The organism is Acinetobacter sp. P1(2023) (genome assembly GCF_028367635.1).
Lineage (GTDB): Bacteria > Pseudomonadota > Gammaproteobacteria > Pseudomonadales > Moraxellaceae > Acinetobacter > Acinetobacter pittii_E.
The window spans coordinates 333,559-346,927 of record NZ_JAQNDD010000001.1; the positions used below are offsets into that span (position 1 = coordinate 333,559).

At 38.3% G+C, this 13,369-nt stretch carries 12 protein-coding genes; 4 read left to right on the plus strand and 8 right to left on the minus strand.

Going from position 1 to position 13,369, the window contains the following annotated elements; translation table 11 throughout:
* Nucleotides 1-48: 48 nt before the first annotated feature.
* From POD11_RS01575 to POD11_RS01585, 3 genes are all read right to left on the minus strand, one after another.
* On the minus strand, nt 49-1,215 hold the full coding sequence (locus tag POD11_RS01575) for an ATP phosphoribosyltransferase regulatory subunit (protein ID WP_016141687.1): 1,167 nt from the start codon (nt 1,213-1,215) through the stop codon (nt 49-51).
* Nucleotides 1,216-1,398: 183 nt separating this feature from the next.
* The gene (locus tag POD11_RS01580; protein WP_262456072.1) at nt 1,399-2,490 is read right to left on the minus strand and encodes a hypothetical protein; all 1,092 of its coding nucleotides are present in this window, start codon (nt 2,488-2,490) and stop codon (nt 1,399-1,401) included.
* Between the two features lie 151 nt (nt 2,491-2,641).
* A complete protein-coding gene (locus POD11_RS01585) occupies nt 2,642-3,661 on the minus strand; it encodes a type I glyceraldehyde-3-phosphate dehydrogenase (protein WP_262456073.1) in 1,020 nt (339 codons plus the stop codon).
* A gap of 270 nt (nt 3,662-3,931) precedes the next feature.
* On the opposite strand from POD11_RS01585, the gene alaS reads away from it, so the two are divergent.
* From alaS to csrA, 3 genes are all read left to right on the plus strand, one after another.
* Nucleotides 3,932-6,568 (plus strand): alanine--tRNA ligase, encoded by a 2,637-nt coding sequence (gene alaS, locus POD11_RS01590; RefSeq protein ID WP_262445252.1) that lies wholly within the window; start codon nt 3,932-3,934, stop codon nt 6,566-6,568.
* 65 nt (nt 6,569-6,633) lie between these two features.
* Nucleotides 6,634-7,914, plus strand: coding sequence for an aspartate kinase (locus POD11_RS01595; protein ID WP_016141772.1), 1,281 nt, complete (start codon nt 6,634-6,636; stop codon nt 7,912-7,914).
* A 246-nt stretch (nt 7,915-8,160) separates the two neighbouring features.
* On the plus strand, nt 8,161-8,415 hold the full coding sequence (csrA, locus tag POD11_RS01600) for a carbon storage regulator CsrA (RefSeq protein WP_000906487.1): 255 nt from the start codon (nt 8,161-8,163) through the stop codon (nt 8,413-8,415).
* Nucleotides 8,416-8,482: 67 nt separating this feature from the next.
* Here the strand turns inward: csrA and rnhB are convergent, their stop codons facing one another.
* Together rnhB and POD11_RS01610 are read right to left on the minus strand one after the other, a co-directional pair.
* Nucleotides 8,483-9,049 carry a ribonuclease HII gene (rnhB, locus tag POD11_RS01605; protein WP_002163155.1) on the minus strand — a complete coding sequence of 189 codons (567 nt, stop codon included), beginning with the start codon at nt 9,047-9,049 and terminating at the stop codon, nt 8,483-8,485.
* A 71-nt stretch (nt 9,050-9,120) separates the two neighbouring features.
* On the minus strand, nt 9,121-9,504 hold the full coding sequence (locus POD11_RS01610) for a hypothetical protein (RefSeq protein WP_016141773.1): 384 nt from the start codon (nt 9,502-9,504) through the stop codon (nt 9,121-9,123).
* Nucleotides 9,505-9,744: 240 nt separating this feature from the next.
* On the opposite strand from POD11_RS01610, the gene POD11_RS01615 reads away from it, so the two are divergent.
* Nucleotides 9,745-10,302, plus strand: coding sequence for a cytochrome b (locus tag POD11_RS01615; RefSeq protein ID WP_262456075.1), 558 nt, complete (start codon nt 9,745-9,747; stop codon nt 10,300-10,302).
* Nucleotides 10,303-10,346: 44 nt separating this feature from the next.
* Here POD11_RS01615 and POD11_RS01620 read toward each other — a convergent pair whose 3' ends face one another.
* From POD11_RS01620 to POD11_RS01630, 3 genes are all read right to left on the minus strand, one after another.
* Nucleotides 10,347-11,345, minus strand: coding sequence for an adenosine deaminase (locus POD11_RS01620; RefSeq protein ID WP_262456076.1), 999 nt, complete (start codon nt 11,343-11,345; stop codon nt 10,347-10,349).
* Between the two features lie 116 nt (nt 11,346-11,461).
* The gene (locus POD11_RS01625) at nt 11,462-12,781 is read right to left on the minus strand and encodes an NCS2 family permease (protein ID WP_216969224.1); all 1,320 of its coding nucleotides are present in this window, start codon (nt 12,779-12,781) and stop codon (nt 11,462-11,464) included.
* Between the two features lie 305 nt (nt 12,782-13,086).
* The gene (locus POD11_RS01630) at nt 13,087-13,329 is read right to left on the minus strand and encodes a hypothetical protein (protein ID WP_016141777.1); all 243 of its coding nucleotides are present in this window, start codon (nt 13,327-13,329) and stop codon (nt 13,087-13,089) included.
* Between the last annotated feature and the right edge of the window lie 40 nt (nt 13,330-13,369).

Consider the following 13,369-nt stretch of genomic DNA (forward strand, 5'->3'; position numbering starts at 1 on the left):
ATGCTGTTAAAATTGGAAACCACCAGTAAAAAAACTTACCGTTGGCGATTAAATCTTTTCAATATTCCATTGTCCATTTTGCGACACGAATTGATGGGTCGCATATGGAATAGAACTTAAATCATCATTACCCAACAATTGAACGACACGTAAACCTTGAGCACGTGCATTCGAAATTGCTGAGAGTAAATCCTGTTCTGAACCTTTTGGAGCAACAACAGTTTCGATTTCGGCGAACTGATTTGCACCTAAAGCATATAAATCACAACTGAAGCCAGTAGCAGGACGTGCGCGGCCAAAGTGCTCACCAATACCATCGTAACGGCCACCCTGTGCTAAAGGTGCAGCACGGTTCGGTGCATAGACTGCATACATTAAGCCAGTGTGATAGTGATAACTGCGTAGCTCTACAACATCAATACCGATATTGAGATTTGGCCAACGACCTTTAATTTGCGCAAGCGTTGTTTTAAGTGCATCTAACGCTGACTTAAATTCAGCATCTTGTAAGATGTTTGCACTTAAATTCGCCTGTAATGCTTCTAGATCACTAGAATAGCGGCCAAGCGCATAAAAATCAGAACCCATATTAAGGTTTTGAGTAAATTCAGCTAACTCTGGTAATGCTTTTCTTTGGTAAAGATCTGAAAGCTCACGCTCTTCATTTTTTGACAGGCCAGCATACTTTACTAAACTGCGGAACAACCCTACATGGCCCAAATCTAGATGCGCGCCTTGTAAAGTATAGATGTTCTCAATCAACCCCAGCATAACATCGACCATTTCGACATCAGCTTCGATACTGTCATGCCCGTATAACTCTGCACCTAATTGTAGAGGTGCACGTGTGGCATTAAAATTTTGTGGTTTAGTATGTAATACAGTCCCTGAATAACAGTAACGTGCAACGCCTTCAACTGGTCTTACATGTGCATCGATACGTGCAACTTGTGGCGTCATATCAGCACGAACACCGAGTAAACGGCCTGAGAGCTGATCAATGACCTTAAAAGTTACTAAATCCAAGTCTTGATTTGATTCTGATAATGAAGACAACGATTCGATGTATTCAATAAATGGTGTATATACCAATTGATAACCTCGTACCGCGAGGAAATCTAAAGCTTCACGGCGAAGTTTTTCAATGACTTGTGCCTGTTCCGGCAATACATCTGCTACCCCGTCAGGCAGCAACCATGTCTCTGAAATGGTCATATTTCAAGCCTAAAATCTGATCAACGTGGAACGACCCCACATAAAAAAATCGGGAACACACCCGATTTCTCTTAGTGTAGCATGATACTTTCTGCCATGCACCTGACAATTTGCATAAATCTTTCTTAATAAACTCTAAAGTCAAAAAGAAGATTTTATGAATTAACAAGAATATTCAATACCTTATTCTGCTTCACTCACATTATAGGCAAAAGTTCTTCGACCAAAGAATGGGCCAATATCTGAACTATCACCTGGTTGCCAGTTAACTAAATTTAATCTTTGAAGAGCTTGAGCTGCTTGAGTATTAAAAGCAAAACAACCTTTTTCAAGATTTGCGATTTTTAGCTTTTGTTTGAAAGCAATTAATGAGTGCACCTCATTAAGCGGGTTATCATCGGTAGAATACAGATGAGACTTCTCATAAGCTAAATTTCTATCGGCATCCCACCGACTACTTGATATAAAATTAATAAAAAAAGCAGACTGGTTATTATTATTTCCCAATGCGCTTTGAATATCACTAGTTTCTAAGTTTTCTAAAACAGTTAAGTTATAGCCGTACCACTGTGAATTTAGAAGCCTAAAATACTTTTTATCTGAACCTAGATTATTATATCTTTCAATAATTTTCTGCTTTTTCTCACTAAATGATGGATTTGAATCAAAACCAGATATATCTGAAATATAAGATTGATTCCATTGAGCCTCTTTTAAACGATAACAATAACTATTTTTTGGAAATCTAACATTCTTATAGTTTTGATAAAATTCAATTAAATTTTTATCAAGTTGATTATGAAGACCTGTTTCTAGATTTTTATTTTCTTTATAGCCCGGCAATACACGGTCAAAGATATTTTCACCATCCAACTTCACAATTTCAAACTTTAAATTCTTTTTCAAATCAGGGGTTAATTCATAAGTCCAACTGCTAGATGTTAACCTTTTCACAATATTGGTTTGTAAGGTCCCTTTATTTAAAATTTTCTTTTCAGTTAAAACCTCAGTTTCTAACGGCTGGTTATGTGACTTTGCAAAGAAGATTTCATTATTCTTAATTGGATATTGAGTAATTTCAAAAGAATCACTATAGATACCTGAGGAAATATCAGAAGGTTGATAATAAACTTGGTAAATTTTGTCTTCTTTTTCTAAATTATTTTCAGCTTGATCATGGGTATTTTGATCTGAGCCTTCACCACCACAAGCAGCTAAAATAATAGTAGATGTAAAAATTAAAAAACCACTTATTTTTTTTGAGTTAAATTTCATATGAACTCTATAATTAAAATTTTAATGTTTGCGAATCATACAAATAGATATAATTTTACACAACATGAATATTTAGAGTTTTAATTATTTTTAAATTAATAATCATAATAAGGATGTTAATTCAACACCCTTAAATGATTTAAATTTACATTTAGAAAGAGTCACACAGATCCAATAATCGATTTGCATATCCCCACTCATTATCGTACCAGGCGAATACTTTAGCTTGATGTCCAACGACCATAGTTTGGGTTAAATCAACAATGAGTGAATAAGGTGAATGATTAAAATCACTTGAAACCAATGGCTCATCTGTTACTGCCATAATTTCTGCATAGTCTGTTTGAGATGCTTTAATGAGTAACTCATTAATATGATGCACAGTAATTGGAGATTGCGCGATAAAAGTTAAGTCAATTGCAGCCACATTAATAGTTGGCACTCGAATTGAATAACCATCAATACGGTCTTCCATTTTAGGCATAACACGTTTTAATGCTCCGAGTGCACTAGATGTGGTCGGAATAATATTTTGTCCTGAAGCTCTAGCACGGCGTAAATCACGGTGCGCGTGATCAAGTACGGACTGGTCTGCCGTTACTGCATGAATCTCGGTCATAAGCGCAGTTTCAATACCAAAAGCATCATCAATAATTTTTACTAATGGCACCAAAGCCTGCGTAGTACATGACACACTCGATATAACTTGATCAGTCACTTTGACTTCATTATGGTTCACACCATAAACAATAGCTGCATCTACATGATCAAAAGGTGCTGCCCCAATAATGACACGCTTCGCCCCTGCTTGTAGATGACGTGTTGCATCTGCATGAGAACGGAACAGTCCAGTACACTCAAGCACCACATCAATATCTAAACTAGACCATGGTAAAAGTTCAGGTTGTTTCTGCTTTAAAACCTCAACTTTTAGTGTTCGTTGATTTGACTGAATATTCAAAAAAACTTTTTTATTTTCAATCAATATTTCTACATTTCCATTGAAACGGCCATGTGTAGAATCATATTTAAATAAATGCACTAATGTCTGGACATCTGCTATATCGTTAATCGCCACGATTTCAAAATGAAATTGTTTTGGGCTCTCGAACCAGGCACGTAAAACATTACGTCCAATTCGACCAAACCCATTAATGGCGATACGTTGCATGACCTATCCTTATCAACAAAACTACAAACTAAAGAAGGCATATAGTAAAGCACGTCACAGCCAATTGAATATAGATTTTTAGCCAAATCACAGTTTTGTAAGATATTCCTTTTAAAATCGTTGGTTCGGTGGGGTTTTTCCGCTACAATTTAGCGTTTTTAAAAAATAAGCCCCGTATCACATGCTCAGGTTTTGTATAAAACAAACAGGCATTGATACTTTTAGCCAAATTCGAAAATATGGAGTGACTTGGTTGTGAGTACTCGTTTAATGACATCTGCTGAAATTCGTGAAGCATTTTTGCGCTACTTTGAAACGCAAGGGCATACACGTGTCGCGTCGAGTTCTCTTGTTCCTGCCAACGACCCAACTTTATTATTTACAAATGCTGGGATGAACCAGTTTAAAGACTGCTTTTTAGGTCTTGAGAAGCGTGACTATGTACGTGCAACTACATCACAAAAATGTGTACGTGCTGGCGGTAAACACAATGACTTAGACAACGTTGGCTACACTGCACGTCACCATACATTCTTTGAAATGTTAGGTAATTTCTCATTTGGTGATTATTTCAAACGTGATGCACTTAAATTCGCATGGGAATTTTTAACCAGCGAACAATGGCTTGCTTTACCAAAAGATAAACTTTATGTCACGGTTTACCATACTGATGACGAAGCGTACGACATCTGGAACAAAGAAATCGGTTTAGCGCCAGAACGTATTATCCGTATTGGTGATAATAAAGGCGAAAAATACGCATCTGATAACTTCTGGGCAATGGGTGATACAGGCCCATGTGGTCCATGTTCTGAAATCTTCTTTGACCATGGTGACCACATTTGGGGTGGTTTACCAGGCTCACCTGAAGAAGACGGTGATCGTTTCATTGAAATCTGGAACAACGTTTTCATGCAGTTTAATCGTACTGCTGATGGCGTACTTCACCCTCTCCCTGCTCCATCTGTCGATACAGGCATGGGCTTGGAGCGTATCTCTGCTGTATTGCAACATGTTAACTCGAACTACGATATTGACCTGTTCCAACACCTATTAAAAGCTGCTGCAAATATTATTGGTATTGAAGACCAAGGTCAGCCTTCTTTACGTGTTGTTGCCGACCATGCGCGTTCATGCTGTTTCCTTATTGCTGATGGTGTAAACCCAAGCAATGAAGGTCGTGGATATGTACTTCGCCGTATTATCCGCCGCGCTGTGCGTCACGGTAATAAACTTGGGGCAACTGGTACGTTCTTCTACAAAATGTTGCAACCTTTAATTGAAGTTATGGGTGATGCATATCCAGAACTTGCAGCTCGTAAAGATGTGATTGAAGCAACTTTAATTCGTGAAGAAGAACAGTTCGCTAAAACACTTGAGCAAGGCTTAAAGCTACTTGAGGGCGAGCTTGCTCAATTAAAAGATAAGACAATTCCTGGTGCGACTGTATTTAAACTTTACGACACTTACGGCTTCCCAACTGACTTAACTGCTGATATTGCACGTGAACGTGGCTTTATCATTGATGAAGCTGGTTTTGAAGTAGAAATGGCTGCACAGCGTCAACGTGCTCGTGATGCTGGTAAGTTTGCAGTCGACTACAACAACATTGTAAAAGTTGAAGGCGAAACTCAGTTTGATGGTTACATTAACACCACTGGTCAAGGTCAAATTGTAGCGATCTATAAAGATGGCGTACAAGTTGACGAAGTTTCTGAAGGTGATGAAGCGCTTATCGTTTTAAACCAAACTCCTTTCTATGCTGAAAGTGGTGGTCAGATTGGCGACACTGGTATCTTCAAAAACGAAACTGGTATTTTTGAAGTTCAAGATACTAAAAAGTCAGGCGGTGCCTTTGTTCATCAAGGTATTGTGACCGTTGGTAGTCTTAAAGCCGAGCAAAATGTTGAAGCGATTGTTAAAGCAGACATTCGTGATGCAACAGCTCGTAACCACTCTGCAACTCACCTATTACATGCTGCCCTTCGTCAAATCTTAGGTTCACATGTACAACAAAAAGGTTCTTTAGTTGCAAGTGATATCTTACGTTTCGACTTTGCTAATGATCAACCTGTAACTTTTGAACAGTTACAACAAGTTGAGCGTTTAGTGAATGCAGAAATTATCGCAAATAGTGCTGTAACAACCGAACTTCTTGACATTGAAGCTGCAAAAGCTAAAGGTGCCATGATGTTGTTTGGTGAAAAATACGGTGATGAAGTACGTGTACTTTCTATGGGTTCAATTATTGATGAGAAAAACTTCTCAATTGAACTGTGTGGTGGTATTCACGTTAAACGTACAGGTGATATTGGTTTATTCAAAATCACTTCTGAAGGCGGTGTAGCTGCTGGTGTACGTCGTATTGAAGCCGTTACAGGTACTAAAGCGCTAGATGTAGTACAAAAAACTGATGCTGATATCCAGCACATTAATGGCTTATTAAAAGCACAGAAAGACCAAACTGTTGAGCGTGTACAAGCCAATGTTGAATTGGTTTCTGCATTACAAAAGCAGATTGAACAACTCAATCAGAAATTGGCAAACTTCCAAGCGTCAGAATTGATTGATCAGGTACAAACCATTGCTGGTCGTCAAACGCTTATTACCACTGTCCAAGGTGTAGATGCAAAATCACTTCGCAACTTGCATGACAGTGTTAAATCAAAATTAGAGAATGCAGTTATTGTGTTAGCTGGTGTAGAGGGTGACAAAGTTAGCCTGCTTGCTTCAGTTGCATCACAATACACTGCAAATCTAAAAGCAGGTGACATCATCAAGCATCTAGCAACCGAGTTAGGTGGTAAAGGTGGTGGTAAACCTGACTTAGCACAAGGTGGCGCGCCACTTAACGAGAAGTTTGGACAAGTGATCGCAGCATTGCCTGCATGGCTTGAACAAAAATAAGACTTCACTTTTTGTGTAACTGACCCTGAAAAGCCTCTCAGGGTCATGGCTTATATGGAACAACTATGGCATTAATCGTTCAAAAATATGGCGGTACTTCTATGGGTACCCCCGAGCGCATTTTAAATGTTGCTCGTCGTGTGAAGCGTTGGCATGATCACGGTCACAAGGTTGTTGTGGTCGTATCTGCAATGAGTGGTGAAACAAACCGCTTACTTGCTCTCGCTAAAGCCATTACCGAAACACCTGACCCACGTGAGTTAGACCAAATGGTTTCAACCGGTGAACAGGTGACGATTTCCATGTTAGCTATGGCACTTAATTCGATTGGTGTGGAAGCTAAATCCTATACCGGACGTCAAGTCGGTATTAAAACTGACAGTGCATTTACCAAGGCGCGTATCGAGTCTATTGATACAGATGTCATGACCAATGATCTAGATGCAGGCCGTGTTATTGTGGTTGCTGGTTTCCAAGGTTTTGATGCCAATGGAAATACTACAACACTAGGTCGAGGTGGTTCAGATACTTCTGGTGTTGCCCTTGCTGCTGCTTTAAAAGCTGACGAATGTCAGATTTATACTGATGTAGATGGCGTTTACACCACTGATCCTCGTGTTGCTCCTAAAGCCAAAAAAATCGACCGTATTTCTTTTGAAGAAATGCTAGAAATGGCATCATTAGGTTCTAAAGTTTTACAGATTCGCTCAGTAGAATTTGCCGGAAAATATCAGGTTCCTTTACGCGTATTATCAAGTTTTGATAATGATGACGACGGCGCATTTGACGACGAATTTAAAGAAAATGTAGGTACACTCATTACTACTGAGGCAGAAGACACTATGGAACAGCCAATCATTGCAGGTATCGCTTTTAACCGTGACGAAGCAAAATTAACAATTTTAGGTGTACCTGATGAGCCAGGTATTGCTTCTAAAATTTTATCACCAGTAAGTGATGCCAACATTGAAGTGGATATGATAGTCCAAAATGTTGAAGAAGATGGCACAACAGATTTTACTTTCACTGTAAACCGTGTTGATTTAGCGAAAGCTGAAAAAATCTTAAATGAAACTGCCAAAAATATTGGTGCACGTGAAGTTTCAACACGTGATGACATCGTTAAAGTGTCTATCGTTGGTGTAGGTATGCGTTCACACGCAGGTGTAGCGAGCAAAATGTTCACTGCCCTTGCTGATGAAGGTATCAACATCCTTATGATTTCAACTTCTGAAATTAAAGTTTCTGTCATTATCGACGAGAAATACCTTGAGCTTGCAGTTCGTTGCCTACATACCGCTTTTGGTTTAGATCGTGAACATGGTGAAAGCAGCGCACGCGCTTAATTTTACCGAACGGTCAAGAATTCATTAAAAAATGTTTACTTGTCCGACAATAATCAAAGAAAACACAGAGCCGCTATAGTTTTTTTTATAGCGGCTCTGTTATATTAAACGGAAAGTTTTTTGGCAGAGATTATCAAAATATGACTTTGTTCTCATATTTCTGTTAGAATCTGACTGAAAACTGAGGTTGAGCTTTTTATTTGGGTACCAATATTGCAGTTTTAAGCGTTTAGCAAGGAGATAAACATGCTGATTCTGACCCGCCGTGTCGGGGAAACATTAATGATTGGGGATCAAGTCAGTGTTACTGTGCTTGGCGTCAAAGGAAACCAAGTTCGAATTGGTGTGAATGCACCAAAAGAGGTTTCTGTTCATCGCGAAGAAATTTATCAACGTATTCAACATGAACGTGCAATGCATGAACACCTTCAACATCTTGATCAAGATTATCAAGTTTCTTATGAAGATGATAATTATGCACAGAAAAACTTCAATCGTTAGTATGAAGTTGTTCTCTCCCTAATTAAAGCGACTTTATAGTCGCTTTAAATTTTTTAGGTGTTTGTATTTATAGACCTAAAGCACGTTTAACAGGTGCATAACTACGGCGATGCTGATCAATCACGCCATGCACAGCAATCGCTTCAAAGTGCGCTTTGGTTGGATATCCTTTATGTTTGGCAAAACCAAATAACGGATATTGCTGATCTAATTCTGCCATTTGTCGATCTCGTGTTACTTTTGCCAAGATGCTTGCTGCACTAATTTCAGCATGGCTTGCATCTCCACCAACAATCGCTTCACAAGGAATAATAATTCCTTTAGGAATTTGGTTACCATCTACAATTACTTTTTGTGGTTGGGTTTTTAAACCATCAACAGCACGCTGCATAGCCAAAAAAGTTGCCTGTAAAATATTTAGTTCATCAATTTCAGCATGTGTTGCTTCGGCAATTGACCAAGCTAAGGCTTTTTCTTGTATTTCAATAAACAACTTTTCACGTTTCTTTTCAGTTAATTTTTTAGAATCATTCAATCCCAAAATTGGATTATTCGGATCTAAAATCACAGCTGCTGCCACAACCGAACCTACTAAAGGCCCCCGTCCTGCCTCATCTACACCAGCAATAAACATCGACTCACTACCTTTAAAAACAAAAGAGGCTGATCAATAGTAATCAGCCTTCTTTAACACAAAATTATTAATTACTTTTGTAAAGCTTCTGCCACACAAGCGTTTACAGTTTTAGAAACCACTTGGTTTACGATTGTAGCACGTGTGTTTACATCAAGTGCAGCTGCTGCTAATTCTACTGCAGTCACACTATTCGGAGCTTTTTCGCTTACACAACCACATACATTGGTTTGGATGCTATCACGTTGCTCAGCAGTCATATATTTTGTTGCTGTTTTCCAAGCCGCAACATTATTAATCTCTGTAATACATTTTGCATTTACCGCAACTTTTAACGCAGCAACGCCTAATTGTTGAGTTGTCGTTTGTGCAGAACCTGTGTCAGTGCCTGTAGTCGTTGCGCATGCTGTTAAAGCTAAAACAACTGGTGCTAGAGCGAGCATCAATTTTTTCATCATTTTTTCCTTTTGATTGAACCTTGGCAGCGCGTATTGTGCCTAAACTCGACTTTAGAAGAAACAAATAATTTGATGCATTTATGCAAACTCTTTTCCGAAACGAAACTCAGCTCATCAATTGCTTTTTTTAGCTTAATACGTTCTGTTTTTAGCACGCTCCGTTACATTTAAAATATTTCTCAAAATCTGCGATTTCCCCTAAAATCACAAATCAAAACGACAAAAAAAGGGTCTTTTATGCCTGCTGTTTCCTCTCAGTATTACACCCGTACCGCACAAATTCTGCATTGGGTGATGGCAATCATTTTCATCACAGCATGGGTTATTGGCTTTTATAGTGGAAATTTTTTAAGTTATGACGTTGATGGCAGCTTTAAAGGCGATGTCATTACATTCCACAAAAATATTGCAACGACCATTATCTTTTTAGTCATTATCCGGATTTTATGGCGCTATACTCATCCAGCTCCAAAACTACCTGATACCATGTCTCCAATGATGAAAACTCTGGCACATGTTGGTCATCTATTCTTGTATGTAATTTTGGTGGCTTTACCTGTCACTGGTTGTTTGTTTAGTTGGAGTGCTGGTCACCCTGCTCCAGTTTTATATTTATTTGAAATTCCGCGTTTAGTGCAAGATAACCCAGAGCTTTTAGCTGTTGTTAAACCATTACATATTTATATTTCTTGGTTTGCAGGTTTTCTTGTTGTTGGGCATGTACTTGCAGCTTTAAAACATCACTTTATCGATAAAGACAATATTTTAAATAGCATGACCAAACAACCTAAATAAACCTGATGTATAAAAAAACCGCCTGAGATAGGCGGTTTTTTTATTTAGATTTTTTGGATTTCTGCAATCCACTTTTGTTTCTCTTCATCTGAAATGAAAGAAGCTTCAAAAGAATTAATTGCGAGTTGCTTCAACTCATCATTGTTTAAATCTAAAGCTTGCTGGATGGCAAAGAAATTGTCATTCATATACCCACCGAAATATGAAGGATCATCTGAGTTAACCGTCACGTGTACGCCTTTTTGCAATAGACGACGGATATTATGATCTTTCATATCTTTAACAACACATAGCTTTAAGTTACTTAAAGGACAAACGGTTAAAGGCATTTTTTCGTTAATTAAACGCGCCATTAATTGTTCATCTTCTTCAGAACGCACACCATGATCAATACGGTTCACTTTAAGTAGATCTAAAGCTTCCCATACATATTCAGGCGGACCTTCTTCGCCAGCGTGAGCAACGATTAAGAAACCCTCTTCACGTGCCTTAGCAAAAACACGTTCAAACTTAGCTGGTGGATGCCCTACTTCACTTGAATCGAGTCCTACTGCAATAATGTCTTGCTTAAACGGCAGCGCCTGTTCAAGCGTTTCAAATGCAGCTTCTTCGCTTAAATGACGTAAGAAACACATAATCAGTTGAGAGCTGATACCAAACTTAGCTTTAGCATCTGCACAAGCACGCTTTAAACCGTTAATCACTGTTGAGAACGCAATCCCACGGTCAATATGGGTTTGCGGGTCAAAGAACATTTCTGTGTGAACAACACGATCTTCGGCACATTTTTCAAAATAAGCCCATGCTAAATCGTAAAAGTCTTGTTCATGTACAAGAACATTCGCACCAGCATAGTAAATATCTAAGAATGATTGAAGATTATGAAAGTTATAAGCTTGCTTTACTTCTTCAACAGATTTGTAAGGAATCTGAATCTGATTGCGCTGGGCAATTGCAAACATTAATTCAGGTTCAAAAGTCCCTTCAATATGTACATGCAATTCGGCTTTTGGTAAGGCGCGAATCAGCTCGACTTGATTCATATTAACTCCACGTCTAAAGAAAAAAGGGTGTGGTCAAAATCACACCCTTTTATAATTTTCTTCTTATTGAAAACTATGTCTAAGATAGCTCAAGAAGAAAATTATAAAAAATCATATTAACCGCCAAACGCGATAAATTTAAATACCCAAAGCGCAGCAATAATCCATACCATGTACGGTACAGTTTTTGCCTTACCCGTGAATAATTTAACTAATGCATAGCTAATAAAGCCCATTGCAATACCATCAGCAATTGAATAGGTAAATGGCATAAATACAATGGTTAAAAATGCTGGAACAGCTTCAGTAATATCATCCCAATCAATATGAGTGATCCCTTGAATCATCAGCACACCAATGAACAATAAAGCTGGCGCAGTTGCAAAACCTGGTACAGATTGAGCAAGAGGTGCTAAGAATAAACAGCAGATAAATAAAACTGCAACGACAACAGCGGTTAAACCAGTACGCCCCCCTGCTGCTACACCTGAAGCTGATTCAATATATGGCGTAGTTGAAGATGTACCTAATGCAGCACCAGCAACAATTGCAGTAGAGTCTGCAAATAATGCTTTTTTCAAACGAGGTAATTTACCATCTTGTAAAAGACCAGCACGGTGCGATACACCAACCAACGTACCCGTACTGTCAAACAAGTCGACAATAAAGAATACAAAGATGACACCGACCATACTTGCTGTAAATAGACCTTCAAAATCCATTTGCATGAACGTTGGTGCAATTGAAGGAATTTGCCCCACCACACCCTTAAATTCGTTTAGGCCTAAAGCAGTAGCAATTGCAGTAACAACTAAAATACTAATGATGATTGCACCGCGAACCTTTAATTGGTGTAAAACCACAATCAGTAAAAATCCGAATAACGCCAATAACACTGTTGGTTGTTTGATATCACCCAAACCAACCAAAGTTGCTTGGTTATCAACAATAATTCCGGCATTTTTTAGTGCAATCAGTGCTAGGAATAAACCAATACCACCGCCAATTGCAAACTTAAGCGACATCGGAATCGCATTGACAATCGCTTCACGAATTTTAAAGAAGCTAATTGCAAGAAAGACAAGGCCTGAAACAAAAACAGCCGCTAAAGCTGTTTGCCATGGCACGCCCATTCCCATACAAACCGAATAGGTAAAGTAAGCGTTTAAACCCATACCAGGGGCCAGTGCGATTGGATAATTAGCAATGATCCCCATCACTAGACATCCGATTGCTGCTGCCAAACAGGTCGCAACGAATACGGCACCATGATCCATGCCGGTTTCAGATAAAATGAGTGGATTGACAATAATGATGTAACACATCGTTAGGAATGTAGTTACACCAGCAAGAACTTCAGTTCGGAAAGTGGTTTTATTGTCGCTTAACTTAAATAAACGCTCTAACCAGCCTGCCGAAGAATTGGGCGCCGCCATAAGTAGCCTCTATGCAAAATCTGAACTGTGGAATATTTACGTCTATGTAGGTCACTGAACAATATTGTTTTTCTGTTCAGCCCTATAAACAAGAATCACAAACTTATGAAGCAACAAATATGCCACTCATTTGATGTCTGTTTTCATGCATAGAAAACAACCACAGCCCCTCTTGAAACACAAAAAAGCTGCATAACCCCTATGCAGCTTTTTTACTATACGTTCAATAAGTTTAACAGATTCAACAGAAACATGATCAAAATTTATGAAAAGATATGACCAATGACACTGTAAAAGTTAGAAATTTATAGCTCAATACTGCTAGAAAATAATTTTTTGTCACCGATATATTCTTGCATATTATAAGAAGCTAAATTGCTGTGATGAGCATGGTTTGGATTACGTTCGATACTTTGTAGATTTCTTTCAGCTTCTTGTATGATCCGCATGAGTTCTTGATGTCTTTTATTTTGACTATCCAAATAAGCCCAATATCCTAATACAAAGACAATACTCACACACAACACTATTAATACTTTATTGATCATTATTATTATCTCTATGTTTTTAATGTTAATGATCTTAACA